22 protein-coding genes are annotated in these 24,905 nt (G+C 56.9%); 11 read left to right on the top strand and 11 right to left on the bottom strand.

Annotated features, from left to right (window positions below; all coding sequences use genetic code 11):
• The first annotated feature begins 84 nt into the window (after window positions 1–84).
• The 4 genes from V7773_RS01415 to V7773_RS01400 all read left to right on the top strand — a co-directional run bounded on the left by V7773_RS01415 (window position 85) and on the right by V7773_RS01400 (window position 4,314).
• Complete coding sequence (locus V7773_RS01415; RefSeq protein WP_336071878.1) at window positions 85–1,386, top strand: trypsin-like serine protease; 1,302 nt, start codon at window positions 85–87, stop codon at window positions 1,384–1,386.
• Entirely contained in the window at window positions 1,383–2,564 is a 1,182-nt protein-coding gene (locus V7773_RS01410) for a hypothetical protein (protein WP_336071876.1), read from the top strand. The genes V7773_RS01415 and V7773_RS01410 overlap by 4 nt, the downstream gene beginning before the upstream one ends.
• A gap of 153 nt (window positions 2,565–2,717) precedes the next feature.
• Window positions 2,718–3,035 carry a helix-turn-helix domain-containing protein gene (locus V7773_RS01405; protein ID WP_072346046.1) on the top strand — a complete coding sequence of 106 codons (318 nt, stop codon included), beginning with the start codon at window positions 2,718–2,720 and terminating at the stop codon, window positions 3,033–3,035.
• Window positions 3,028–4,314 (top strand): type II toxin-antitoxin system HipA family toxin, encoded by a 1,287-nt coding sequence (locus tag V7773_RS01400; protein WP_336071874.1) that lies wholly within the window; start codon window positions 3,028–3,030, stop codon window positions 4,312–4,314. The genes V7773_RS01405 and V7773_RS01400 overlap by 8 nt, the downstream gene beginning before the upstream one ends.
• Before the next feature lie 249 nt (window positions 4,315–4,563).
• Here V7773_RS01400 and V7773_RS01395 read toward each other — a convergent pair whose 3' ends face one another.
• From V7773_RS01395 to V7773_RS01380, 4 genes are all read right to left on the bottom strand, one after another.
• Window positions 4,564–5,586: a transketolase family protein gene (locus tag V7773_RS01395; RefSeq protein ID WP_336071872.1), complete on the bottom strand. Its 1,023-nt coding sequence runs from the start codon at window positions 5,584–5,586 to the stop codon at window positions 4,564–4,566.
• A complete protein-coding gene (locus V7773_RS01390; protein ID WP_336071870.1) occupies window positions 5,583–6,431 on the bottom strand; it encodes a transketolase in 849 nt (282 codons plus the stop codon). The genes V7773_RS01395 and V7773_RS01390 overlap by 4 nt, the downstream gene beginning before the upstream one ends.
• Before the next feature lie 17 nt (window positions 6,432–6,448).
• On the bottom strand, window positions 6,449–7,750 hold the full coding sequence (locus V7773_RS01385) for an MFS transporter (RefSeq protein WP_336071868.1): 1,302 nt from the start codon (window positions 7,748–7,750) through the stop codon (window positions 6,449–6,451).
• 96 nt (window positions 7,751–7,846) lie between these two features.
• The gene (locus V7773_RS01380; RefSeq protein WP_072346036.1) at window positions 7,847–8,596 is read right to left on the bottom strand and encodes an SDR family NAD(P)-dependent oxidoreductase; all 750 of its coding nucleotides are present in this window, start codon (window positions 8,594–8,596) and stop codon (window positions 7,847–7,849) included.
• Window positions 8,597–8,786: 190 nt separating this feature from the next.
• Between V7773_RS01380 and V7773_RS01375 the strand changes: the two genes are divergently transcribed.
• The gene (locus tag V7773_RS01375) at window positions 8,787–9,704 is read left to right on the top strand and encodes a LysR substrate-binding domain-containing protein (RefSeq protein ID WP_336071866.1); all 918 of its coding nucleotides are present in this window, start codon (window positions 8,787–8,789) and stop codon (window positions 9,702–9,704) included.
• Window positions 9,705–9,981: 277 nt separating this feature from the next.
• Here the strand turns inward: V7773_RS01375 and V7773_RS01370 are convergent, their stop codons facing one another.
• From V7773_RS01370 to V7773_RS01345, 6 genes are all read right to left on the bottom strand, one after another.
• Window positions 9,982–10,980 carry a Gfo/Idh/MocA family protein gene (locus tag V7773_RS01370; protein WP_336071865.1) on the bottom strand — a complete coding sequence of 333 codons (999 nt, stop codon included), beginning with the start codon at window positions 10,978–10,980 and terminating at the stop codon, window positions 9,982–9,984.
• Between the two features lie 151 nt (window positions 10,981–11,131).
• Window positions 11,132–11,956, bottom strand: coding sequence for a shikimate dehydrogenase family protein (locus tag V7773_RS01365; RefSeq protein WP_092143001.1), 825 nt, complete (start codon window positions 11,954–11,956; stop codon window positions 11,132–11,134).
• A 147-nt stretch (window positions 11,957–12,103) separates the two neighbouring features.
• Window positions 12,104–13,546 carry an MFS transporter gene (locus tag V7773_RS01360; protein WP_092143004.1) on the bottom strand — a complete coding sequence of 481 codons (1,443 nt, stop codon included), beginning with the start codon at window positions 13,544–13,546 and terminating at the stop codon, window positions 12,104–12,106.
• Window positions 13,547–13,747: 201 nt separating this feature from the next.
• On the bottom strand, window positions 13,748–15,328 hold the full coding sequence (locus tag V7773_RS01355) for an aldehyde dehydrogenase (NADP(+)) (protein WP_336071862.1): 1,581 nt from the start codon (window positions 15,326–15,328) through the stop codon (window positions 13,748–13,750).
• Between the two features lie 60 nt (window positions 15,329–15,388).
• The gene (locus tag V7773_RS01350; protein ID WP_336071861.1) at window positions 15,389–16,936 is read right to left on the bottom strand and encodes a UxaA family hydrolase; all 1,548 of its coding nucleotides are present in this window, start codon (window positions 16,934–16,936) and stop codon (window positions 15,389–15,391) included.
• A 123-nt stretch (window positions 16,937–17,059) separates the two neighbouring features.
• Window positions 17,060–18,046, bottom strand: a complete 987-nt coding sequence (locus V7773_RS01345) for a LysR family transcriptional regulator (protein WP_336071859.1) — start codon at window positions 18,044–18,046, stop codon at window positions 17,060–17,062.
• Between the two features lie 120 nt (window positions 18,047–18,166).
• Here V7773_RS01345 and V7773_RS01340 point away from each other — a divergent pair, with 120 nt between their 5' ends.
• The 6 genes from V7773_RS01340 to V7773_RS01315 all read left to right on the top strand — a co-directional run bounded on the left by V7773_RS01340 (window position 18,167) and on the right by V7773_RS01315 (window position 24,400).
• Window positions 18,167–19,345: a fumarylacetoacetate hydrolase family protein gene (locus tag V7773_RS01340; protein WP_336071857.1), complete on the top strand. Its 1,179-nt coding sequence runs from the start codon at window positions 18,167–18,169 to the stop codon at window positions 19,343–19,345.
• Between the two features lie 280 nt (window positions 19,346–19,625).
• On the top strand, window positions 19,626–20,432 hold the full coding sequence (locus tag V7773_RS01335) for an IclR family transcriptional regulator (RefSeq protein WP_336071855.1): 807 nt from the start codon (window positions 19,626–19,628) through the stop codon (window positions 20,430–20,432).
• A complete protein-coding gene (locus V7773_RS01330; RefSeq protein ID WP_336071853.1) occupies window positions 20,429–21,229 on the top strand; it encodes a 2-keto-4-pentenoate hydratase in 801 nt (266 codons plus the stop codon). Before V7773_RS01335 ends, V7773_RS01330 begins: the two co-directional genes overlap by 4 nt.
• A gap of 3 nt (window positions 21,230–21,232) precedes the next feature.
• Window positions 21,233–22,126: a fumarylacetoacetate hydrolase family protein gene (locus V7773_RS01325; RefSeq protein WP_092143025.1), complete on the top strand. Its 894-nt coding sequence runs from the start codon at window positions 21,233–21,235 to the stop codon at window positions 22,124–22,126.
• 22 nt (window positions 22,127–22,148) lie between these two features.
• The gene (locus V7773_RS01320; RefSeq protein ID WP_057400013.1) at window positions 22,149–22,844 is read left to right on the top strand and encodes a DUF4286 family protein; all 696 of its coding nucleotides are present in this window, start codon (window positions 22,149–22,151) and stop codon (window positions 22,842–22,844) included.
• Window positions 22,845–23,119: 275 nt separating this feature from the next.
• Window positions 23,120–24,400: an OprD family porin gene (locus tag V7773_RS01315; RefSeq protein ID WP_336071849.1), complete on the top strand. Its 1,281-nt coding sequence runs from the start codon at window positions 23,120–23,122 to the stop codon at window positions 24,398–24,400.
• Window positions 24,401–24,446: 46 nt separating this feature from the next.
• Here V7773_RS01315 and V7773_RS01310 read toward each other — a convergent pair whose 3' ends face one another.
• Entirely contained in the window at window positions 24,447–24,830 is a 384-nt protein-coding gene (locus tag V7773_RS01310) for a hypothetical protein (RefSeq protein WP_092346666.1), read from the bottom strand.
• Between the last annotated feature and the right edge of the window lie 75 nt (window positions 24,831–24,905).

Genomic DNA, 24,905 nt, shown 5'->3' with positions numbered 1-24,905 from the left:
GTTTCACAATTGAGAAAACTGGACGTTTTCTTTGGTGTGAGCTACAGAGATAACTCCAGCTCTCGATAGGATGTTGAGGAACTCATGCGCAATCACGAGAAAAAAGCCGTCGCTGCCGCTTTGATATTGATGGTTGGCGGAGACTTGTTAGCCGCCGAAGATGAAAATGAACAACTACCTCAGTGGAAGGTAATACTGAATCAGGGGGCAGCGCAACGACCCAATCCTACCTATATCGAGCCGGGCAAGGATGTGCCTTATTTTGGCGCACGCCCAGACTTTGACAAGCTGCTCGAACTGCAGAATGAGTTCAAGGTCGAGGTGCTGAGAAATAATAAGAACAACTCACCACCTGAGACCTATGAGGCGTTGAGAGGGAGGTTTCTTCAGGATAACTACACTCCGGGAGCAGACTATATCCTGCCGGACGACCTGGTTATCTCCAACTTGCAGTCCGCTAACTTTGGAGGCTTCATCAAGCGAAAAGAAGATCAGATGATGACGTTCCCACCTTATGAGGATAAAAGATACAAAAACACATACAGAAGTCAGCTTCTGGGTTCGGTATTTAAAAATGGCCCAGTAGATTGCAAGCAGGGTATTAATGATGGTAATCCCAAGAAATGTTTCGCTGGCCTGGACCAAGAAACCGTGCGGTTCTACCCTGAAACGTTGCCGGCCATGACTTATCTTGCCGCTCTCAGTAATGTCACTTCAATTGTCAACGGCTCAAGGAGTCACGTTTGTGACATATCAGTCTACCGAAAAGGTTGGTGGGTTACTGCCAGCCACTGTATCAACGATGACGTGACTGCCGCTTCTGGAGTGATCCAGAACGATACCAACGGAGTCATCATCGGAAACAGGGTGGTTTCTCTTGGCGGGAAGAAATTTGTCGGATGCGGAGCGGCGTGCGACATCGTTCTCATTGAGATGGATACACCGGATGACGCCGTTTATCCGCTCCTGATAGCCGCAGATACTCAAATCAGCGCCTCAGAGAGCATTCTTGTACTAGGAATGCCAATGGGAGAGCCCTTGGCAGATATATTGAAGGGCGCTACCGCTTACCAAAGGCCTGATGCCAAGGAGGTAAGGGCAAGATACAACAGGCATGTCGTGTGGAGCCCCTATGGCGCGGGCTATTGTAAAGTTTTAAAGCAATACACAAATGGCTGCATTATTCATGGATGCAATAGCGTCATAGGCTTTTCGGGTGCGCCTATGTATAGCTATGACGTGAAGACAGACAAAATCAAACTCCTCGGAATACACTCGGGAACCAAAAGTACGTTCAATGGGTGTGAGCTTCAGAAGGACGATAACAATCAAGAGCTTGCTGTCAACTATGCAAGGCTGATAAGCACTGATGGAGCGAAGAAATGAAAGAAGTGACCATGATGATGTCGCTGGCAATATTAGCGGGATGCTCAAGTGCGACCACCACCGACGTGTTTAATACGGGGAAGGTTGACTATGGCGCGGTCAATAGTAAAACCTCGGAAGCCAGGGCTGAAACCAGGGTCTTCGTGAAGAATGGCTCGCAATGTGATTATCGGAGCACGAACCCTGAAGGTGGTGTAATCGCACTCGCTATTGCATCATTTGCCTTGAAGCAAGCGACTGAATATTTCGCCCAGTACATGACGGACAAGGCCAATTATCTGAAGGGGGACGTTAGTCTTAGCGGGAAATCCCTAATTGTACTTGGGGGTGATAGCTATTGGCCTACAGACAGGAATCTAGCACTGTCTCGAAAAAATGACTCGGCAAAGTCAGAGGCGCTCCAGAATGCATATGAGGAATTCTTGTCGTCACATCCAAAGAAGAAAGGGCAGAGCGAGAACGACTATCAGGATCGAGCAAGAAAATACGCTACCGATAAGGCTGATCAAGTCGCGTTGTCTCTGGAGAAATCGCCAGCTATCACGTTGGAGAACTCTGCGAGCGACTTGTGTATCCTTTTGGTCGCAGGAAACTACAAGCCTGGCGTCGCCAAGGAAAAGTCCGATAGGCTGTTGAGTCTGTTTTCCACTAAAAACGAAGCGTTCCCTTCGCGAATAACTGACTACTTTTCGCCACTACCCTTGGTTGCCCACGAGGGTACGCCCCGGCCCTTTGACGAGTTGACCGAAGATCCATCAATGGTGCTGGAATTGCATGTTGTCGCTACTGAGAAAGTCGACAGTATTCTTTACACAGTCGTACCGACCAATCTTTTTTATCCCTATCCGCTTCATAAGGGCACGGTTAACGGCCTGGAACGTAAGCTGGTTATCAAGACCAATCTTGCTGAACACGAACCTGCGATTACATTGGACCACTTGAAGAGTGGCGCGGTGTATGGCGCTCTCCAGCTTTCCAGGAATTACGCCCAGTTCGAGGATGAGAAGACTAAGCGATTTCAGGACGTTGCACTCACGGTCACGGAGGGCCCTGACAAGATGCCAACCGCCAAAGCTCTTGAGGCAGCAGCTGAGAGCAAGGATAAGGTCAACACCTACCTGATCGAGAAGCTAACGGAGAAGATGGGGCCCAAGAAGAATAACGATCCGGGTAACTGACAGCTTTCAATGAGATAAATCCATTAAATTGTGGCTAAGGCCAGAAATTAAACGATAAGACACAGCTTTAGGGAATTAAGTCGCTTGATAGGGCTGGACGTTAATTCTATAATTTTGTGAACTAACTGGCGCAGAATGGGCTTGGTACACGTTATGTTGGATTTAAGCTTCAGCAAGCCGAGCGAGGTCGTCAAGCGCCTCTGCGATCGCTTGCGCACAGAGCGCTTGGCGCGGGATATGACACAAGCCGACTTGGCCGGGCGTGCCGGCATCGGCACAAATACAGTGTCCAACCTTGAAGCCGGGCGCAATGTCGGATTCGAGAACGTCGTTCGGGTGGCGATGGCTCTTGGCCGAACCAAGGAACTGGAAGGCCTGTTCCTGCCAAAGCTGGACAGCATCGAGGATATTCGGCGCTACGAAAACAGCGCTAATCGTCTGCGTACAAAGAGGAAGTCCGGCAATGCTTGAGCAGGTCAACGTCTTCTACGAGGGATGGGGTGAGCGATGGCAATGGGGCACGCTGGTCTCCACGACTGCCCTGACCGGTCGCCCGCTGATCGTGTTCGAGTACAGCAATGAAGCCAGGCAAAGGGGCTTGGAACTGTCCTCCTACACGCTGCCGTTGGAGGGGGCTCACTTGCGCCGAGATTTTCCAGACCACCAACTGTACTTGCCTGGGCCTGTTTACGACTCCTTGCCGGATGGGTGGGGCATGTTGCTGATGGACCGTATGTTCAGGCGCCGCGGGCTCACCACGGCGCGCATCGGCTCACTGGAACGGCTGGCCTACATCGGTAGCAATGCAATGGGGGCCATGACGTTTGAGCCCGTGGCACCCGAAGGGCAGGAATCTGATGTCCACATCCCGCTGGAGCAGCTTGCCGCCGAAGTGCGGGAAGTGCTCCATGGAGACGGTGGCGAGTTCCTGCAGACGTTGCTGTTGGTGGGCGGCTCGCCTCAAGGTGCAAGGCCCAAGGCCCTCGTCTATCGCGATCCCGAAACTGGCCGGTTTACCACTGCCGTCACGCCGGGTTTTGAAGCCTGGTTGATCAAGTTCCCGGCCAAAGAAGAACAAGCCGAGGTTTGCGCAATCGAAATGGTCTACGCCGAGTGCCTGCGCATGTGCGGTATCGAAACCCCTGACACGCAGTATTTCAGTCTGCCTGACGGGTTGGCAGCGTTTGCCAGTAAGCGATTTGACCGCCGGGATGGTCTACGCATACCCATGCAAAGCCTCGCGGCCTTTACGGGGGCAAATTACCAATCTCCGGGGGTGTTGGACTACGTCAATTTTTTGCGGGCAACACAGATGTGTACCAACGACGTGCGAGAGATGGCGGTGGCCTTCGAACGTGCCGTCTTCAATGTTGCGTTCAACAACAGAGACGATCATCCCAAGAACTTTGCCTACATCATGTCGCAAGACGGTCAGTGGAGACTGTCGCCGGCTTACGACGTGACCTTCTGCGAGGGGCCAAGTGGATATCACCAGATGGATGTGATGGGGGAAGCCCTGTCGATTTCCCGCACGCAAATGCTTCGGCTTGCCGAGGAAGCCGAGGTGCCCCCGGACGTCGCAGGCAGAATGATTGACGGCATTTGTGATGTGGCGAGCCAGTTTGCAAGCATTGCCGAGAACCTATACCCACAGGTTATTACTCGAGACACCTTGCGCACGATCCAACACCGCATCGATCAGAACGTAGCTCGGTTACACCGCGATCATGCGGTCGGCGGTCGCCGTTGAAGATCGGCGGAGCAGATGCTCATCGGCTGCATGTTCACCGTTGCGCTGAAAGTCTCATATCGGTCTAGCGACTCGCAGAGAGTCCGGTCGGAGCTATCACATCAATATGGGCTAAGGAAAGGCAGGATGATCAGATGATCAGATGAACAGCCTGCCAGAAGACGCTTAGAGACTCTCAGGGAATATTTTCAGTGAACGGAGGAGGCCCTCCTGCCAAGGGACTCACTCAGTCCCTTGCAGGTTTAAACCCTATAACCAACCCTTGATCTGTGCGCACACAGCCTGGGTGGAAATACCGTAGCGATCGTGCAACGTCGGAAGCGCTCCAGCATCGAGAAACGCGTCCGGCAACGCTATTTGCCGGAACGTCGGCGTAACGCCATTGCGCAACAGCACGGTTGCCACCGCTTCGCCCAATCCGCCGATGATGGAGTGATTCTCGGCAGTCACTACCAGTCGTCCCGGCTTTCTGGCTTCCGCCAGAATAGTCTGCTCATCCAAAGGTTTGATGGTGGGAACGTGAAGCACCGCGACATCCACGCCGTCAGCCTGAAGTTCCTTGGCCGCTTCCAGGGCGCGCATGGTCATCAAACCGGTGGAAATGATTAAAACCTCATTGCCCGTGCGCAGGGTCTTGGCTTTGCCGATCTCGAATTCATAGCCATATTCGTCGAGCACCAGCGGTACGTTGCCGCGCAGTAACCGCATGTAAACTGGCCCTTGGTGCGCGGCTATGGCGGGCACGACTTGTTCGATTTCCAGGGCATCGCAAGGGTCGACGATCATCAGGTTGGGCATGGCGCGGAAGATCGCCAGATCATCCGTTGCCTGGTGGCTGGGGCCGTATCCGGTGGTCAGGCCCGGCAGACCGCAGACGATTTTAACGTTGAGGTTTTCCTCGGCAATCGCCATGCAGATGAAGTCATAGGCCCGGCGCGACGCAAACACCGCGTAAGTGGTGGCGAAGGGCACGAACCCCTCCCGAGCCATGCCGGCTGCTGCGCTCATCAACAGCTGCTCAGCCATGCCCATCTGGTAGAAGCGCTCTGGGTGCGCCTTCGCAAAAATGTGCAGGTCGGTGTATTTGGACAAGTCAGCCGATAAACCCACGATGTCCTGGCGCTGGTCCGCGAGTGCGGCCAGTGCGTGACCGAATGGCGCTGGTTTTGTGGCCTGGCCTTCAGTGGCAATCGAGGCAATCATCGCCGAGGTGGTCAGCTTTTTCTTCGGCGCTACAGGCGCCTGAGCCGTCATGTTGGTTGCGTTGCTCATACTGTTTTGCCTTCTTCCAGGTTGTTCAGGGCCACATCCCATTCATGCTCGTCGACGCGGATGAAGTGAGTCTTTTCGCGGTTTTCCAGGAACGGCACGCCTTTGCCCATCCTGGTATCGCAGATGATGACGCGCGGTTGTGCGCCAGGATGGCTGCGGGCAGCGTCGAACGCCTTGACCAAGGCGTCCAGGTCATTGCCGTCTACCCGCTGGGTGAACCAGCCAAAGGCTTGCCATCGGTCAACGATGGGTTCAAATGCCAGCACTTCGCTGGAATGTCCGTCGGCTTGCTGGTTATTCACGTCGACGATGGCGATCAGGTTGTCGAGTTTCCAGTGCGAAGCGGACATGACCGCTTCCCAGGTGGATCCCTCATTCAGCTCGCCGTCCGACAGCAGGTTGTAGACGAATGAGGCGGACTGTTTGCGCTTCAAACCCAGGCAGGCACCCACTGCGATACCCAGCCCCTGGCCCAGCGAGCCGCCGGTGATCTCCATGCCGGGGGTGTAGGCGGCCATGCCGGACATGGGCAGGCGGCTGTCATCCGAACCGTAGGTTTCAAGCTCATCCAGTGGAATGATTTGCGCCTCGATCAGCGCGGCATACAGCGCAATCGCGTAGTGACCGATGGAGAGGTAGAAGCGATCACGCTGTTCCCACTCAGGGTCTTCGGGCTTGTAGTTCAAGGCGTGGAAGTACGACACGGCCAGCAAGTCTGCCGCGCCCAGCGCCTGGCCCACATAGCCCTGGCCCTGGACTTGGCCCATGCGCAAGGCATGGCGGCGAATGTTATGGGCGCGCTGCACCAGTGTGATGGAGGACGCGCGCGATAAGGTGGCAGTCATGGAAATTCTCCGTTAACTCAACGATTGACCGAAGCGGCAGGAATACGCAGCACCAAACAGGCACCGATGCACAGCACACCGGTAATCAGGTACATGCCGATGGCGCTCGAACCGGTCGTGGTAGTGATCCAACCAATCAGGTAGGGCGAGCAGAAACCCGCCAGATTGGCAAAGCTGTTGATTCCAGCGATCCCGGCAGCGGCGGAGACGCCACCGAGCAAGGTGGTCGGCAGCATCCAGAACAGTGACGACGCCGACAGCACCCCTGCTGCTGCAAGGCACAGGCACAACACCGACAACGTCAGGTTGGCTCCGAACACCGCCGCCAACGTGAGGCCCAGCGCGCCGGCAATCATGGGGCCGACCAGGTGCCAGCGGCGCTCCTGGTGCTTGTCGCCGCTGCGCCCCATCAGCACCATCGCGACGATGGCGCATAGGTAGGGGAGGCTGGTGAGCAAGCCGATGAGCATCGGATCGGCAACACCGGCATTACGGATAAGTGTCGGCAGCCAGAAGGTGATCGCGTATTGGCCCATGACCACGCAAAAGTAGATGCAGGCGAGAATCCACAGGCGGCGGTCGCGCAGGAATGCGCCGACCGATGCATGGGTGACTTTGCGGCTGTTGTCCTCGGCCAGTTCTTTGCTGACCAGCGCTTTTTCTTCATCGGTGAGCCAGGTCGCCTGGTGCACGCCGTCCTTGAGGTAGGCCAGCACCATCAGGCCAACGATGACGGTCGGGATGGCTTCGATCACGAACATCCACTGCCAGCCCGCCCAGCCATGCACGCCTGCGAACTGGGTCATGATATAGCCTGAGAGTGGCCCGCCAATCATTCCTGAGAGCGGGATGGCGATGAACCACAGCACGGTCATTTTGGCGCGGCGGTAGGAGGGGAACCAGTAGGTGAGGTAGAGCAGCAGGCCCGGTGCGAGACCGGCTTCGGCGATGCCGAGCAGGAAGCGCAGCGCATAGAACTGCCAAGCCGTTTCCACGAAGGCGAAGAGGGCAGAGATAATGCCCCACGAAATCATGATGCGCGCGATCCAGCGACGGGCACCGACCTTGTGGAGAATGAGATTGCTCGGCACTTCGCAGAGGAAATAGCCAAGAAAGAACACGCCCGCGCCGAGCCCGTAGACGGTTTCGCTCAGGGACAGGTCGTTCATCATCTGCAGCTTTGCAAACCCGACATTTACCCGGTCCAGATAGGCGCACAGGTAGCACAACATCAGGAAAGGCATCAGTCGCCAGGCAGTTTTTCGATACGCGCTTGCGCGCACTGTGGACACAGTGTCGAGCGTCATGGTGGTCATCATGAGGGTCTGATCTCTTGTTTTTATAGAACGCCGCGCTTGAAGCCCGGCGTATCCTCGATCCTGAACTTAATGAACTGCGGGTGCTGACACCTGTGGTCAGTGGATCAACATGCCGCCGTTTACATCCAGCGTGATGCCGGTGAGGTAAGAGGACAAGTCGCTGGCGAGAAACAGTGCCGCATTGGCAACATCCTGCGCTGCGCCAAGCCGACCCAGCGGGATGCTTTCGATGATTGCGTGGCGGCGTTCATCCTGCATCAGGCCCCCGGTGATGTCGGTATGGATCAGGCCTGGCGTAATGGAGTTGACGCGAATGTTGTCCGCGCCAAATTCGCGTGCCATGGCCTTGCCCAGTCCGAGCACGCCGGCCTTGGCGGCGCTGTAGTGCGGGCCGCCGAAAATACCGCCGCCGCGCTGGGCCGATACGGATGACATGCAGACGATGCTGCCCGAAGCCTGAGCGCGCATCACCGGAATCACTGCCTGGGACATCAACAGCGTGCCGCGCAGGCTGACATCCAGGACCTTGTCGTAATCGCTCGGGCGAATATCCAGGGTCTTGATGGGCTGGGTGATGCCGGCATTGTTGACGAGTATGTCGATACGGCCGTAGTGCTCCACTACCTTGGCGACCGCAGCCTGGACTTGTGTCTCATCGGCGACGTTGGCAGCCAGGCCCAGGTGGCCTTCGCCGAGGGTGGCTGCGGCGTCACGGGCGGCGGATTCGTCGAGATCCAGGATTACAACGCGGGCGCCGTGTTGGGCGAAGGTGAGCGCGGTTGCGCGGCCGATGCCGCGTGCGGATGCGGCGCCAGTAATAATCGCGACTTTGCCTTGAAGAAGCATGAGGGATACCTCTGATTGTTTTTATGGTTCGATTCAACGATCGATGGCTCAGAGTGGTCCCCGTCGACAGGCCGAGCAATAACGCAAACGTCACTGCTAGATGAATAAAATTCAGCACTCGTCAATGCGGACCGCAAATGCTTGAATGGCACGATCCGCTCGCGACCCCAAAAAAACAGGCTGAATACCGATGCGCCAGGACGATCTCCCTTCATCTCATCTGCCACCGCTGAGAGCCATTCAAGCCTTCGAGCAGACTGCCCGTTTTGGCAACCTGGCAAGAGCCGCCGAAGTGCTCGACCTCACGCCGTCAGCGATCAGCCACCAATTGGCCAAGCTAGAGGTGATGATTGGTCGACAGTTGTTTGTGCGGGCAGCGCGTGGGGTGACCCTGACGCCAGTGGGTGAGCAGTACTTGAAGGACATTTCCGGTCTGTTGCAGAGCCTTGAGGTCGCCACCGAGCGGGCAGCGAGTGACGTCAGCATGGATTGCCTGCGGCTGCATTCCTCCCCCAGCTTTGGCTTACTCTGGTTGATGCCGCGGTTGGAGTCGTTTCGCTTGAGCAATCCGGACATCCAGATCAATTTGTCCTGTTCTTATGAATCGCTGCACTTCAGTCAGGACAAGATTGATGTCGATATTCGTCACGGCCGGCCTAATTGGCCCAGCTATGAAGTGCGCACCGTGCGTAACGAAAGTTTCGCTGTGCTGGCCTCGCCCAAGTTGATCGTGCGCTGCGCGGTAAAAAACGCAGCAGATCTTCTGGCGCAAGAGCTGATCCTTTCCGAAGCAACCTTGCTCAAGTGGCCTGAGTGGTTCGCCCAGCATGGTCTGGCGCGCCCCGAAAAGCCCTACGCCTTGAGTTTTGACCGGTCCTACATGAGCCTGGAAGCCGCGAGCCACGGCTTGGGCTTCGCCCTTGAAAGCACGCTGCTGGCGCAAAAATACCTCGTCAACGGTTCGCTGGTTGAAGTCGCCCCCGAAGCCTTGAGCTCTGCGGTCGCCGCCCACCATTTGGTGTTCCCCAAGGCTCACTCCAGTTTCCCCAGGGTCAGGCGGTTCTTGGGTTGGATGGAAGTGGAGTTAGGGCATAGCTTTGTGTTCTAGCGCAGCCCCCGCGGGCACCATTGCTGATCGAATCAGATAGGAGGTAGATCATGTCCGCCCCGGGCCTGATCATTGGAATCGCCTCTGACGTAGCAAATAGAACCAAGGTCGTGAAAGAAATATCCAGGGGGAGTTCCAGATCAATCAGAGGAGAATGATGAGGAACTCTTCTACATAGTCGATAGGATCGGATTACTCATCGCGTCGCGATGGGACCGGCGACGCTCAGGGTGGCCACCGGGCCCAGCAATGGCCATCCAACGTCGTGTCAGGGGGGCTAGAGGGTGATGGGAGTGCCGCCGAGGCGGTCTGACTCATAGGCCGCCTCGATGATGTGCATGACGTGGTGCATGGTTGCAAGTCCGGCACCGGTATAGGCTGTGTCACGGCCGGGGGTGAGGACATCGGTTACGAAGTTATCGTAATACACGTCAGAGTTCAGGCTCATGGTCAGGTCACTTGCCTCTCCAACCGTGTCGATCAGCCGCAAGCCATCCGGGGTCGAGCGCACGTAGAACTGATCGGTTGACAATGAAAACGAGTACTCCCGTTGCTCGGGTGTGTTAGCCGGGTAATTGTAGCCAGTTTCGATGGTGCAGATGCAGCCGCTCTCGGTCACCAGGGTCATCATTGAGGCTATCTCTACGGCGGTCAGCTGCGGGTCGCGATGCATGACGGCGGACACGCTGCATATGCGCTCTCCGGACATTTGCTGCGCCAGATCGACGAAATGAGGGGCAAGGTTGATCGTGCATCCACCACCCGAGCGTTTCGGGTCAAGCATCCAGGAGCAACTGTTCGTCAAGTAGCGTCCGGGCGGGCCGGCGTTGAATCGAAACGACAGGGTTCTCCATCTGGCACCACGCTGCAACGCCGCATGCTTGACGCGGTTCAGTAATTCACTGTGCCTCCAAACCAAAGGCACCGCCGCGAACACGCCGGCAGCTTCGGCGCGTTGGTGCAGGTCCAGTACTTCATGCTGGGTAAGTCCGCAGGGCTTCTCCATCGCGAACGGAATGTTGCGCTCGACCAGTGCCTTGCCCATGGCATACAACTCGTCGTGCGGGCCAAAGGCGAAGGCGAAATCAGCCTCTTCGTTATCGAGCAGGGTTTTCCAGTGATCGTAGCGTCGCGCTCCGAAGCGCTGGGCGAGGGCGGGACCACGGGACCCGGTGGCGTCGGATACCGCCGTGACGCTCACATCAGGCAGGCGCTCAAGGGCATCAAGGTAGAGCGGAGTGTGCCAGTGGCTTACTTCAAGAAGAACGACTTTCAAGCACTCATTCCTTATAAATAAGTATGTTTGACGAACTTGCCGGTGCCCTCGGGTGCGATCAAGCCCGAACATAACAGCGCGCGAGCCACGCTGTTAAGCGTTTCGGTTCGGGTTATGAAGAGGGGAGCCGGGGCAGGTTGTACGGGACCTCTTATAATCCGGTCGAGTAGCGACGCTCGATATCTTCGAAACCTAGAAAACTCAATGCCAGCAGGGCTTGACCTACGTGCATAGGCTCGCCATTGAGGGTTTGACAGCCGCGCGATTGCGCCTCGAGCAGCAAGGCAGTCGGCTCTGACCTGGTGATGATATCGACCACCACCGTCGCTGGGTCCAGTCGCGTTGCGTCTATAGGCATTGGATCATCAGGGTTCATGCCGAGCGGGGTAGCATTGATAACGATGTCGTGACCTGCGGGGGCTGCCGGGCCTGCATACACAGCACACGGACCCTCTTTGGCAACGCGGTGCGCAAGGTCCGAGGCGCGGTGCGGATCCAGGTCTGCAATGACCAGTGATCGTGCGCCAGCAGCGGCAACGGCAAACGCGATTGCCCGTCCCGAGCCGCCAGCGCCTATAAGCAGAACAGATTTTCCCTCCAGGGAAACTCCGTGGCGCTGCATGCCAGCTACGCAGCCAAGTCCGTCGAACACAGCGCCCACCCAGCGCCCGTCATTGTCACAACGAACGACGTTGATTGCGCCGATCTGGCGCGCAGTAGGGTGGAGCTCATCCACGATGTCCAGCATGCTCTGCTTGTGCGGCATGGTGACCAGAAGTCCAGCGAGGTTGCGCACGGCTCGCACGCCTTTGACAAACTCAGCCAGCCCCCCCGCACCGATTTCCAAAGGAATGCAGACGGCGTCAGCCTGTGCTTCGGCAAACAGCTTATTCAACAGCATTGGAGACCTGGCGCTCTTGAGTGGATCGCCTATCAATCCATATATTCGCGTGGTGCCTGTGATGCGTGGATGCATGTCAACCTACTTGTATTGGCTATTGCACGCCAGTTGCCGGTATGTAGATATCGGAATCCACCCCTGACGGGCGTGCGTATCACTGCCATGCTGCTCGAAGTCCTGTGCAAAAAACTGAGCAGCATGGCGGTGGTGAAAGGGCGGCCGTCAGGAGCGCATCACTGGCTCTGCTTTTTTAAACGCTTGATCGGAGGCTTTGGCGTTCAACTTGGTATTGGATTTTTCCCGCACCTCTTCGTATTCCTCCTTTGACATCGGGACAGCATTGGGGTCACCGAGGTCTTTCAGACGAATCCGGAAGGTTTCCCGGGTAGTAATAGCGGCGATAGCGGAGATTACACAGATACCAAAAGTCAGTGCCCCAATTTTCAGAGGGATATTGTCGCTACCGGGAGGCGCTACGGATACAAAAAGGGCCGGCAGAAACGCTGTGCATGCCACGCCTATGTTCTGTCCAATGGCCATGCCGGTAACTCGTACCCGTGTACGGAACAGTTCCGGGAACAAACTTGGGAACACACCATTAAAGCCTTGGTAAGCCACACCCCACATGAGCAGCGATAGAACCAGCGAAAGCCACATATTGTGAATGCTGATCGCATAGAGGTAGCCAAATGACAATATACCGCCGCACAGAACGCCAACGATCACCGGAGGCTTGCGGCCAATTCTATCGGAGAGCTTACCGACGAAGGGGATAAGGATAACTGCGCATATATTGCCTAGCACCGGTATCCACATGAATAAGCCAGAAGGAAATCCAATGCCATAGGCGGGTTGCACGGCATAGGTCGCACCGAATACAGAGGCGACGATTGCAAGTACCGCAGAGAGCGCCATGCAGATGACACGTAGCAGATCGCCCCAACTCTGCGTGAGCACTTCGATCACAGGTAGCTTGCGGGGCTTGGTCTGTGTCTGCGCCTCAGTGAAGATCGGAGCCTCATGAACCTGACGCCGGATGATCCACCCCATGACGAGCACCCCTGCGCTGAGCAGGAATGGAATCCGCCAGCCCCAAGAAGCAAACTGATCGGCTGGCATGAACTGGGCAAGAGGCAGGAAAACCGCAGCGGCTAGCAGTTGCCCGGCTTGGACGCCTTGAAGGGTAAAACTTGCGAAGTAACCGCGACGCCCATCAGGCGCATGTTCCAGGATCATGGAACTGGCGCAAGACATTTCACCCGCGACCGCAAAACCTTGAATCAGGCGCAACAGTATCAATAGGGCAGGTGCCCAGATACCAATCTGTGCATAGGTAGGAAGCAGACCGATGCACATCGTCGACGCGCCCATCAGGAACATGCAGTAGACGAGCACCGTCTTGCGTCCATGGCGGTCGCCCATGTGCCCCAGGACTACAGCGCCTAGTGGCCGGGCGATATAACCAACGCCGAAGCTGGCCAGCGAAATGATGATCCCAACCGTCGGGTTGTCTGACGGGAAGAACAGCTGTGGGAAAAGTAGCGCTGCCGCAGTGGCATAGATAAAAAAGTCGTAGTACTCCAGCGCTGAGCCTATCCAGCCGCTCGCTGCGGCCTTTTTAGACTGACGTTTGGAGTGTGGATCGCCTTGAATGCTTTGGCTCATGACATGTCTCCGGATTCTCGATTGTTGTTATTGTAACGTCGTTCCATCAGTAATTCTGTTACCAGAATCGCCGCCTTGTCAAGGGAGTTCCTTTGGTCGATCAAGGCATGGCGCTGGTTATCTGCGGGGTGCGTCGCCACGCCGAGCGGGCACGCTGGAGCCCGCCCATGCAATAGAACGAATGGTTGCTAGGAGGGTGAACTACAAGCGATCTCTTGAAAGACAGCCGTCGACGAGCCTCGAAATGTTCAACGGATTCGCGTTCTTGAGCGCATCGGGAAGCAACGCGTCGGGGTAGTTCTGGAAGCAGACGGGCCTCAGGAAGCGGTCGATGGCCAAGGTGCCGACCGAAGTGCCACGGCTATCGGACGTGGCAGGATAAGGGCCACCGTGCACCATTGAATCGCAGACCTCGACACCTGTTGGGTAGCCATTGATGAGGATGCGGCCAACCTTCATCTCCAGCAAAGCCGTCAACTCCATGAACTGCGCAAGGTCTTCTGGCTCGCCGATCAAGGTGGCGGTCAATTGTCCGTGAAGGGCATTGATTGCCGAGTTGAGTTGGACCTGGTCAGCGACCTCGATGAAGATGGACGTGGGGCCGAAGATTTCTTCTTGAAGAACCTTGTCGCCGTTAAGCAGCAACGCTACGTCGGCCTTGAACAACTGTGGCTGGGCCTGGTGACCCTGTTGGTTGCTGCCAGCCAGGTGCGCGATGCCGGGGTGCGCGTGCAGGTTCTGCAAGCCAGCCGCGTAGCTGCGCAGGGTGCCTGCATTGAGCATTGTCTGTGGCGGTTGGTCGTTGATCAACGCTGCCACTCGGTCCTGGAAAGCACTGAAAGCATCCGAGCGAATACCCACGACCAGCCCGGGATTGGTGCAAAACTGCCCACACCCTTGAACCACCGAGGCGACAAGATCGTGAGCGATACTGTCGGCTCGAAGCGCGAGCGCCTGAGGCAGGATCACGACCGGGTTGATGCTCGACATCTCGGCGAAGACTGGAATGGGCTCGGGGCGAGCGGCGGCCATATCGCACAATGCTCGACCACCTTTGAGTGAACCGGTAAAACCAACGCCCTTGATGAGCGGGTGTTTTACCAGGGCTTCGCCTACGCCACTGCCATAAATCATGTTGAAGACACCGGCGGGCATGCCGCTGCGCTCGGCCGCGCGGATGATCGCGTTGGCGACCTGTTCTGCAGTGGCCATATGGCCGCTGTGGGCTTTGAATACCACCGGACAACCCGCCGCGAGGGCCGAAGCGGTGTCGCCGCCAGCCGTGGAGAAAGCCAACGGGAAATTACTTGCACCAAACACTGCAACCGGACCGATTGCGGTGCGGTACTGGCGAAGGTCAGGGCGCGGCAACGGTTTGCGAAGGGGTAACGCCAGGTCGATGCGGGCCCCATAGAAGTCACCACGCCGCAGTACGTTTGCAAACAAGCGCATCTGACCGCTGGTACGTGCGCGTTCGCCCTGGATGCGAGCGACAGGCAGTGCTGTTTCACGGCAAACCAGCGCAATGAACTCATCGTCCAAAGCCTCTAGCTCTTGCGCAATGGCATCGAGAAATTCAGCCCGTTTGCTCGCGCTCAGGGTGCGGTAGCTGGAAAAAGCATGGTGGGCTGCATGAGCCGCGTCCTCGACTTCTTGCGCAGTCGCCTGGTGGAACGCATAGGGTAAGGTTTCCCCCGTACTGGCATCCACACTCTTGACGATGATGGTGCCGGCGGCGCTACGCTGACCGCCGATAAAGTTCTGGCCGGTGATGAGGGACATGGTTGTCTCCAGGTTGAATGTGCATGTGATAGAAGGGCAAGGCGTCCCCAGGACTGAAAATCAGGTGACGGCGCCGATCTGCCAAGGCACGAACTCGTTTTGTCCGTATCCGTGTTGTTCGCTCATGCTGCGTTCGCCCGAGGCAATGCGCAGCATGGTTTCAAAGATCGCTGCACCGCATGCCTCGATGGTCAACGTGTCTTCGGCTATTTCGCCGCAGTTGATGTCCATGTCTTCACGTTGACGCGCCCATAAGGCGCTATTGGTCGCCAGCTTGATTGACGGGGCAGGGGCACAGCCATAGGCCGATCCGCGCCCGGTGGTAAACGCAATCAGGTTCGCACCACCAGCGACCTGACCGGTTGCCGAGACCGGGTCATAGCCTGGGGTGTCCATGAAAACCAGCCCGTTGGCCGTGACGGCCTGGGCGTATTCGTAGACATCCATCAGGTTGCTCGAACCCGCCTTTGCCACCGCGCCCAGCGACTTTTCCAGAATGGTGGTCAAGCCACCTGCCTTGTTGCCGGCAGAGGGGTTATTGTTCAGTTCGGCTCCCATACGCTCGCAGTACTGTTCCCACCAATGAATGCGAGCGATGAGTTTTTCGCCGACTTCACGGCTCACAGCCCGTCGTGTCAGCAAGTGTTCGGCACCGTATATTTCAGGGGTTTCGGAGAGAATCGCGGTACCGCCGCAGGCGACCAGGCGATCCACCGCGTTGCCCAGCGCTGGGTTGGCAGTAATGCCGGAGTAGCCATCCGAGCCGCCGCACTGAAGCCCGACGGTCAGATGGCGAGCGCTGACCGGTTCGCGCTGAATCTGATTGGCCTCGCCAAGCAATTGCTTCACGTGGTCAATGCCACTGGCGATGGCCTTGGATGTACCGCCACTGTCCTGGATGTTGAACGTGCGTAGGGTATTGCTACGGGTGAGTCCTTGCGTTGTGAGTAATGAGTCGATTTGGTTCGTCTCGCAGCCCAACCCGATCACCAGCACGGCCGCAAAGTTGGCGTGGGTCGCATAGCCGGCCAATGTCCGGCGCAACATGCTCAAGCCGTCGCCGGCGGGATCAACGGCGCAGCCGGCGGAATGCGTGAGAGCGACAACACCGTCGACGTTTGGAAACGCTTGCAGTGCGGCGGGATTGATGTCCCGACGAAAATGGTCGGCGATGGCCCGGGCGACTGTGGCAGAGCAATTCACTGATGTAAGAATGCCGATGTAGTTGCGTGTCGCGACGCGTCCATCCGGACGTACGATACCCATGAACGACGGGGCTTCACTCGGCTTGACGTTGGGCTTCGCATCGACGCTGAAAGCATAATCTCGAGTGAATTCCCCCATCGCCAGGTTGTGCACATGGACGTGCTCGCCTGCTTCTATGTCGACAACAGCAAAACCAATGATTTGCCCATAGCGCCTCACCGGTTTACCGGCTTCGATACGGCGGGAAGCCACTTTATGGCCCGGCACGATCGCTTGCCGGACAGTCACGCCTTCTTGATCGAGGACTTCGCCAGCGAGTAGCGGTCGGCGTGCAATCAACACATCGTCCAGCGGGTTCAAGCGCAACACAGCTGCTGCGCCGGTTTTCATGATCAGTTCCATCGCATCCTCACGGGCTGCTGGGGGGTGGGCGGTCACTAGTAGCGCCGCACTTTTGTGCCGGCACTATAGGATTCATGGAAATGGCTGCCTAATGAGAGCTTTCGATTGCTCGATAACTTTGCCTCATCGACTTTTTCTGAACTGGCTGCGGTGTCTCTTCTCTGTAGTCGTTTGCCGCTGTTTGGCGAATGCCAGCAAGGTCGCAATAAACGTCCGTGTCGGCTCTGACAGGGGCTCATCCTTGCGAGTGATAACCCCGTAATCCTGGGATTCAACTTTGAAGGGCGTGTTGAGGATTTGAAGCTGCCCATTTTGCAGCTGTGACTGGACCATGCACTCGGGGAGCATGGCGAGCATTGGCCCGGACTGAAGTAATTGCAGGAAGGTTTGCATGGAAATGGTCTCCACCGTGTTGGTCGGCGGGGCGATCTTGAACGTCCTGAAAGCGCGCTCCATGCGTTGTCGGATCGGCGTATTGAAGGGGTACATGACCCATGGCCATTCGCTGAGTGCCTCAGTGGGGACCTCCTCGAGTCGGCACAAGGGATGTGTGCTGTTCGCGACAAGGCAAAAGGGTTCAGGTCCCAGCGATGTGAATTCGAAAGGCTGACAATCCTCATCGGTGAAGCGCGCGATGATCAAATCGAGTTTCTTTTGTTCGAGCATCTCCAGCAGATGGTTACTGGTTTGTTCGATCACCTCGATAGAAAGGAGGGGCCGCTCCCGTTTTATGCTGGCAATGGCTTCAGGCAGCACCACGGATGTGGCGGCGAAAATAGTGCCGACTTTTAAATGACCATGCCCGCCTTTACGCAGCTTGTTGACTTGGTCGACGAACGACTCTGTGTCCTCCAAGGTAATACGCGCATAACGGGCTACGAACTCCCCCAGTTCGGTAAGAACCAGGCTGCGCGTTTGACGCTCAAACAGCGGAAAACCGAGGAGAACTTCCAGGTCGCGCAGCAATTTACTGATGGCCGGCTGCGTAACATTCATGTGCTCTGCGGTTACGTGCATGTTGCGGGTCTTGGCCAAGCTATTGACCAGTACCAAATGTTTGATCTTCAGCCATCGGCTGACACTGCCAAAAGTAATTTGATCGTTTTCCATCGGATAAGGCCTTGTCTGTCGATAACGAAACAGCATTGATGAGTGAGTTTCTTTCATTGGGATTTACGGGGGCAGTCCATTAGTTTTACGGCTCTGATGGCCGACTGATCTGGAAGCTCCATGGCGAATTTGAAACTGACGCGCGAAAACACACTGCCAGTGGATGGCCTGGCCGGAACGCTGATCGGCCGTGCCTGGATCCCGGGTGCGATTGCCGGCCCCTCGCCGGTGGTGCTGCGCGATGAAGGTGTGTTCGATCTTGCTGAAACCTTTTCGACAATCAGCGAACTGCTGGAACACACCTCGCCGTTGTTGGCGGTTCGTCAGGCGCCAGGCAGGTACATCGGGACTGTCGACGCGTTGCTTGGGAACACCGGCAGCCATGCCGATCCCGGCAAGGCATCGCTGCTGCCTCCGGCGGATCTGCAAGTCATCAAGGCGGCCGGGGTGACGTTCGCGTCCAGCATGATTGAGCGGGTCATCGAGGAGCAGGCCCGAGGCGATGCAGCCAAAGCTGAAAGTGTTCGCCGCTTGGTGCACGAAGCAATAGGCGACAACTTGCGGGCAATCAAACCGGGCTCGCCAGAAGCGATGCGCCTTAAAACTGTGCTGATCAAGCAAGGCATGTGGTCGCAATACCTGGAAGTCGGTATCGGCCCGGATGCGGAAATTTTCACAAAGGCACCGGTTCTGGCCGCAGTGGGCAGCGGCAGCGAAATCGGCATTCATCGCAAGTCTGAATGGAACAACCCGGAACCGGAAATCGTGCTGGCGGTGAACAGTCGAGGCCAAGTGCATGGCGTTACCCTGGGCAACGACGTCAATTTGCGTGATTTCGAAGGCCGCAGCGCACTGCTGTTGAGCAAGGCCAAGGACAACAATGCGTCCTGTGCGATCGGCCCGTTTATTCGTCTGTTCGATGAAGCGTTTACGCTCGATGACGTGCGCAATTGCGTCGTGGATTTGCACGTCCAGGGCGACGACGGCTTTACGCTTGAAGGCAGCAGTTCCATGGCCCTGATCAGCCGTGACCCGTTGGATCTCGTGGCCCAGACGGTCGGCGGTGATCACCAGTACCCGGATGGCTTCATGCTTTTTCTCGGGACATTGTTTGCACCTACCCAGGACCGTGAGGAGCCAGGAAGCGGCTTCACTCATAAGCAGGGTGATGAGGTCAGCATCGGCAGTCCGTTGCTGGGCACACTGCGCAACACCGTCACCTACAGCCATGAAGCTGCGCCCTGGACTTTCGGCTTGCGAGCCATGATGCACAATCTTGCTGCCCGCGGATTGCTGTAGGTAAGGCAGGGTGGTGAGAGGCATTGGGCGTTCTTCCGCAAAGATTGAACATGCACAGGCGCTTGTTATGGATAAGGAGCCGGACCCGAAGGGTTCGGTTTTATCTCCCTCAGGCGTCCCACGTCCCGGATACCCCGTAGCCCGCTCTGTCTTGATAAGGCCAACCTTGTGCAAGCGGGTTTGACTTATCCGGGGACGCCTGCATACTATTGGAACACGGTTCCAGTACGAACAATGTTGCTCGAATCCACCTCATTGTCAAAGATAAGTCGAGAAAAATATGAGAGTCGTTAAAGGTGCTGTTGACCGTTGCCTGGAGGCGATTGAACTGCTGGCCCGTGAGGCTCGCTGGATGCGAATGTCCGATATCGCTGCCGAGCTGGGTTTGGAGAAGGGGCCCGCCCATCGAGTGCTTGCTCAGTTAGTCGAGCAAGGGTGGGCGGAGCAGGATGAAGCCACGTCGCAGTACCGCTTGACACTGAAGCTGGCACTGTTGGGGCAACGCTATTTACATGGCATTGGCTTGCCTGAGTTGGTCCAGCCGATCATCGAGCAAGTGGCTGTTCAATGTCATGAGTTGGTGCGGCTGACAGTGGTCAACGAGGGCACCTTGTCCTGGTTGTCTTCGGCCCAAGGCGCCGCGCCAGGGCTTATGTATTCACCGGCCATGGATAAACCGATCAATCTCTATGCAACCGCCAATGGCAAAGCCTGGCTGGCAACGATGTCTGATGAGCTGGCCATTGAGCATGCGCTGCGCAGCGGGCTGGGGAAGGCTGATACCGGGATTGGGCACGGGCCGAAAGCGATCAACAGCATCGAAGGCTTGTTGGCCGAGCTGGCACTGACCCGAAAGCGCGGGTATGGCTTGGTCATCGAAGAAGCCGAGGCGGGTGTCTGGGCGATTGCCGTACCGGTCAAGCTGGTTCCGTCCGGCACTGTGGTCGGCACGATGAGTATCGCCGGCCCGGTATTGCGCATGCAGCCCGAACGCTATGAAGAATTGCATGCCCTGCTGGAAGAGGCCGCCAACAAGCTGGGTACGGTTTGGCCGCGCCAGAACAACGTGCATTCGGAGAGCGTATGAGCCAACTCGCTCCTCTAGGGGCCGAGTCGGGGGCAGGGCTGGAAGTCGCCGCTGCCGCTTTGGTCCGTGCACGGCTGGAGGGGGTTCGGCTGGCATCCTTGCCTGGCCCGAACCTGCCAAGCAGCCTCGCAGAAGGTTTTGCCATTCAGCAACACGTGGGCCTGTTGGCTGGAAAAACCGTGGGAGGCTGGAAGTGCGCGTTACCGCCGGCTGGCAAGTGGATCGTCGCCCCGATCTACAGCGACAGCATCGTAGAAGGTGAACGTTATCGACTGGCCGCTGACGCCGATAAGGCGCGCATCGAGCCCGAACTGGCGTGCGTCCTGGCCCATGATTTGCCGGCACGTGTCGAGCCTTATACCGCTGAACAGATCGCTGCTGCGATCAGCGACGTGCGCTTGGCATTGGAAGTGATCGACTGCCGTTATACCGATCCACACACACTGCCGTTCGAGCAATTGCTCGCGGATGGTCTATTCAATCATGGCCTGGTACTGGGGGCGCCAATCACGCTGTCGAACACTGCCAGCATGCCCTCTGAACTGGCTATCACCCTGAGCGATGCAACGTCGGAGCTCGTGAGTATCAAGGGCCGCCATCCGGACGGGGATCCGTTGTTGCCGATCGTCTGGCTGGCCAATTTTCTGTCTACACAAGGGATAGGGCTGCAAGCAGGGCAGGTGATTATCACAGGGTCCTATGCAGGTGTTCTCGATGTGCCCGTTAACCAGCCACTGCATGTTCAGTTCGGCGAAGCAGGCTCATTGTCTGTCCATTTCTCAACGCTGGAGGAGTAACAAATGCGCTTAGTTCGTTTTGGTTTACCGGGGCAGGAACAGCCGGGAATCTTGGATTCGCAAGGGATCGTTCGGGACCTCTCGGGCATTGTCGATGATATCGATGCGTCGGCCCTGAGCCCGTCAGTGCTTGAAAAGCTGCGCGCGGTCGACGTTGAAAAGCTGCCCGTGGTGGCGCCTGGCACGCGTCTTGGTCCGTGCGTGGGCAGCGTACCGAACCTGATTTGCATTGGTCTGAACTACTCCGATCACGCGGCTGAAACGAATACGCCGATCCCGAGCCAACCGGTGGTCTTCAATAAACACACCGCATCCATCAGCGGACCCAATGACCCGGTCATCTTGCCAACGGGCGCTCAAAAGCTGGATTGGGAAGTCGAATTGGCCATTGTCATCGGTACCCCTGCCTGGCAGATCGATGAGTCGCGGGCATTGGATCATATTGCTGGTTATTGCCTGGCCAATGATGTTTCCGAGCGGGCTTATCAGCTTGAGTACGAAGGCCAGTGGACCAAGGGCAAAAGCGGTTTTTCTTTCGCGCCTCTGGGACCTTGGCTGGTCACCCGTGACGAAATTGCCGATCCGCAGGCACTTGACCTCTGGCTCGACGTGAATGGCAAACGTCTCCAGACCGGCAATACCCGCACGATGATCTTCAGCGTTGCCCATATTGTCGCGTACCTCAGTCGCTTCATGCCGCTAATGCCGGGTGACGTCATCATTACCGGTACGCCGCCAGGTGTGGGACTCGGGCAGAAACCACCGGTATTCCTCAAGGCAGGGGACACCATGCGTGTCGGTGGCCAGGGATTGGGTGAACAATTTCAGACCGTGGTTCCTTACGTTGCTGAAATGGGGGCTGCATGGGGCGCGGGCCGCCACCCCAATGTTGACTGACTATCGCTAAAGGAAAAACGCTATGAGCTTTGCAGGAACAGGTGTAGTCGCGATCTGGCATGATCTTTTGCCCGAAGCGCGGGACGAGTTCTATGAGTGGCATAACCGTGAGCACATGCCTGAGCGGGCTGGAATTCCGGGCTTTTTGCGCGGGCGCCGGTACATCGCCTTGGATGCCGGACCGACCTATTTCAACCTCTATGAGGCTGATTCCGTGCAGGTGTTGGGCGGGCAGGATTATTTATCGCGTCTCAACACGCCGACGGCGTGGACCCAGCAGTCGGTGAAATCCTATCGCAATGTCGCGCGATCCATTTGCGAAGTCACTTACTCCAGCGGTGTGGGGCAGGGCGCGTATTTGTTAACGGTCCGTTTCGATGTTGTCGAAGGGCAACATAAATCGGTATCAGATGCACTGCGTCAGCGCGTGCTGCCTCCCCTGGCGGATAAACAGGGTATTACAGGCGTGCACTTGTGTGTGGCTGATGAGGCCGTGAGCAAGGTTGAAACCGCAGAGAAAAAGGCCCGCGCCGAAGGGACCCAGATACCGGCCTGGATCGTCATGATCGAAGGTTGTGCGCCTGACTACGTTCGCGTCGCCGGCGAGTCTTTTGTGGCCGAGCTGCAACGGCTGTTGGAGGGGCAATCGACGGGACCGGAAACCACGCTTTATCAATTGGAATACACACGTTGCAAAACGCCGGGGAGTGCGGGTTGATCGCCGAGCGTTCGAGTACGTTTTAACTTTCAGTCGTTGTTCTCATGCAATTCCTCACGAGCGTGCCAATACAGGCATTGAGTTTAGCTCGCGTCTGCGCACGCTCGGGTTTTGCTTACGGCGATATTAGACAATTATCAAGTTGCTCAATAACGGGCTAGATAAATAACTTCTTCGGTCGCTCGGAAGTTAGCTCTTCGGGCTGTCTGTGCATGCGTTGCCACGAGCTAAAAATCGCAACAAAAAACAATAATAATTCATTGTGAGGAAACATCATGCGCTACCCGGTTACTCTCCGCGGCGTGCCTGCACATCCATCGCTCATCAGTCTGACTCTTGCGTTATGCGCGGGTTCGTCAGCTGTTGTTCAAGCCGATCAAAATAGCGGTTTTGTCGATGGCGCTACGGCCACCCTCAATTTGCGCAACGCTTACATCAACCGCAACTTCACCAACCCGAACAACGCCCAGGGCAAGGCCGAGGAATGGACCCAGAGTTTCATCCTCGACGCCAAGTCCGGGTTCACCCAGGGCGTGGTCGGTTTCGGCGTGGACGTGCTGGGCCTGTACTCAGTCAAGCTCGACGGCGGCCGTGGCACGGCAGGTACGCAATTGCTGCCGGTGCATGACGACGGTCGCCCCGCCGATGACTTCGGTCGCTTGGGCGTGGCCCTGAAAGCCAAGGTGTCGAAAACCGAGCTGAAAGTGGGCGAGTGGATGCCTGTGCTGCCGATCCTGCGCTCCGACGATGGCCGTTCCCTGCCGCAAACCTTCCGTGGCGGCCAGGTGACCTCCACCGAAATCAGCGGCCTGACGCTGTACGGTGGCCAGTTCCGCGCCAACAGCCCGCGCAACGACGCGAGCATGGAGGACATGTCCATGAACGGCCGCGGCGCGTTCACCTCCGACCGTTTCAACTTCGGTGGCGGTGAATACGCCTTCAACGAAAAACACACCCAGGTCGGCGTGTGGTACGCGGAACTGTCCGACATCTACCAGCAACAATATTTCAACCTGACCCACAGCCAGCCCATCGGCGACTGGACCCTGGGCGCCAACCTCGGCTATTTCACCGGCAAGGAAAACGGCAGTGCGTTGGCCGGCGACCTGGACAACAAAACCGCGTTCGCCATGCTCTCGGCCAAGTACGGCGGCAACACCTTTTATGTCGGCCTGCAGAAAGTCGGCGGCGATGATGCCTGGATGCGCGTCAACGGCACCAGTGGCGGCACCCTGGCCAACGACAGCTACAACTCCAGCTACGACAACGCCAAGGAAAAATCCTGGCAACTGCGCCACGACTTCAACTTCGCCGCCGTTGGCGTGCCGGGCCTGACCCTGATGAACCGCTACATCAGCGGCGACAATGTGCACACCGCCACCGTTGACGACGGCAAGGAATGGGGTCGCGAAACCGAACTGGCCTACACCGTGCAGAGCGGCGCGCTGAAAAACCTCAACGTGAAATGGCGCAATGCGTCGATTCGCCGGGACTTCAGCACGAATGAGTTTGATGAAAACCGGATTTTCATCAATTACCCTATCTCGCTGCTATAAAACATCTCCGGTTCCACTTGATGAGTAGCGGCGTGCAGGTACGCCGCTATTTTTTCAATAATTTCTGCGCCAGCGCCAAGGCTTCATCTTCAGTGGTTGCGATGAGCATGGGATAACCCCAAAATTTTTCATACATGATTGCGAACGCTTTGCCTGCCAGCCGTTTGGCGAGACTTGATTCGATATGAATCGAGGCTTTGACATAACGCTTGAGTTCGCTTTTGTGGCGCTTCATCCACAGGGTCATTTGTTTCAGTTCCTCTGGCGAGTGTTCCGGTTGCTCCTTGTCCAGACCTTCATTGCTGATCAATACGAAGGGCTCATTGCGAGCAAGCACGGCTTCGAACTCGGCGAGAGACTCTTCTTGGCTATGGCCCAGTGTGGCTCTTTGCATCCAAACGAACGGAAATTGTGTGGCGTCTATACGCATTTCTATAGTCCTTCGACACGTTGCCAAACTTCTGTGATGTCCCGCGGTTTCAGGATACTCTGCAAGCGAGTCGGC

The organism is Pseudomonas sp. 3JA, assembly GCF_036961705.1.
Taxonomy (GTDB): Bacteria; Pseudomonadota; Gammaproteobacteria; order Pseudomonadales; family Pseudomonadaceae; genus Aquipseudomonas; species Aquipseudomonas fluorescens_Q.
The sequence above is the reverse complement of the archived record's forward strand: the minus strand, read 5'-3'. Positions and strand labels throughout refer to the sequence as shown.

Bases quoted from the DNA above. Each gene is read 5' to 3' on its own strand.
- V7773_RS01405 (WP_072346046.1), top strand. From the start codon at position 2,718: ATGTTGGATTTAAGCTTCAGCAAGCCGAGCGAGGTCGTCAAGCGCCTC.
- V7773_RS01345 (WP_336071859.1), bottom strand. From the start codon at position 18,046: ATGGAAAACGATCAAATTACTTTTGGCAGTGTCAGCCGATGGCTGAAG.
- V7773_RS01335 (WP_336071855.1), top strand. From the start codon at position 19,626: ATGAGAGTCGTTAAAGGTGCTGTTGACCGTTGCCTGGAGGCGATTGAA.
- V7773_RS01375 (WP_336071866.1), top strand. From the start codon at position 8,787: ATGCGCCAGGACGATCTCCCTTCATCTCATCTGCCACCGCTGAGAGCC.
- V7773_RS01365 (WP_092143001.1), bottom strand. From the start codon at position 11,956: ATGCATCCACGCATCACAGGCACCACGCGAATATATGGATTGATAGGC.
- V7773_RS01390 (WP_336071870.1), bottom strand. From the start codon at position 6,431: ATGACTGCCACCTTATCGCGCGCGTCCTCCATCACACTGGTGCAGCGC.
- V7773_RS01415 (WP_336071878.1), top strand. From the start codon at position 85: ATGCGCAATCACGAGAAAAAAGCCGTCGCTGCCGCTTTGATATTGATG.
- V7773_RS01400 (WP_336071874.1), top strand. From the start codon at position 3,028: ATGCTTGAGCAGGTCAACGTCTTCTACGAGGGATGGGGTGAGCGATGG.
- V7773_RS01330 (WP_336071853.1), top strand. From the start codon at position 20,429: ATGAGCCAACTCGCTCCTCTAGGGGCCGAGTCGGGGGCAGGGCTGGAA.
- V7773_RS01385 (WP_336071868.1), bottom strand. From the start codon at position 7,750: ATGATGACCACCATGACGCTCGACACTGTGTCCACAGTGCGCGCAAGC.
- V7773_RS01350 (WP_336071861.1), bottom strand. From the start codon at position 16,936: ATGGAACTGATCATGAAAACCGGCGCAGCAGCTGTGTTGCGCTTGAAC.
- V7773_RS01410 (WP_336071876.1), top strand. From the start codon at position 1,383: ATGAAAGAAGTGACCATGATGATGTCGCTGGCAATATTAGCGGGATGC.
- V7773_RS01315 (WP_336071849.1), top strand. From the start codon at position 23,120: ATGCGCTACCCGGTTACTCTCCGCGGCGTGCCTGCACATCCATCGCTC.
- V7773_RS01325 (WP_092143025.1), top strand. From the start codon at position 21,233: ATGCGCTTAGTTCGTTTTGGTTTACCGGGGCAGGAACAGCCGGGAATC.
- V7773_RS01360 (WP_092143004.1), bottom strand. From the start codon at position 13,546: ATGAGCCAAAGCATTCAAGGCGATCCACACTCCAAACGTCAGTCTAAA.
- V7773_RS01355 (WP_336071862.1), bottom strand. From the start codon at position 15,328: ATGTCCCTCATCACCGGCCAGAACTTTATCGGCGGTCAGCGTAGCGCC.
- V7773_RS01340 (WP_336071857.1), top strand. From the start codon at position 18,167: ATGGCGAATTTGAAACTGACGCGCGAAAACACACTGCCAGTGGATGGC.
- V7773_RS01380 (WP_072346036.1), bottom strand. From the start codon at position 8,596: ATGCTTCTTCAAGGCAAAGTCGCGATTATTACTGGCGCCGCATCCGCA.
- V7773_RS01310 (WP_092346666.1), bottom strand. From the start codon at position 24,830: ATGCGTATAGACGCCACACAATTTCCGTTCGTTTGGATGCAAAGAGCC.
- V7773_RS01395 (WP_336071872.1), bottom strand. From the start codon at position 5,586: ATGAGCAACGCAACCAACATGACGGCTCAGGCGCCTGTAGCGCCGAAG.
- V7773_RS01320 (WP_057400013.1), top strand. From the start codon at position 22,149: ATGAGCTTTGCAGGAACAGGTGTAGTCGCGATCTGGCATGATCTTTTG.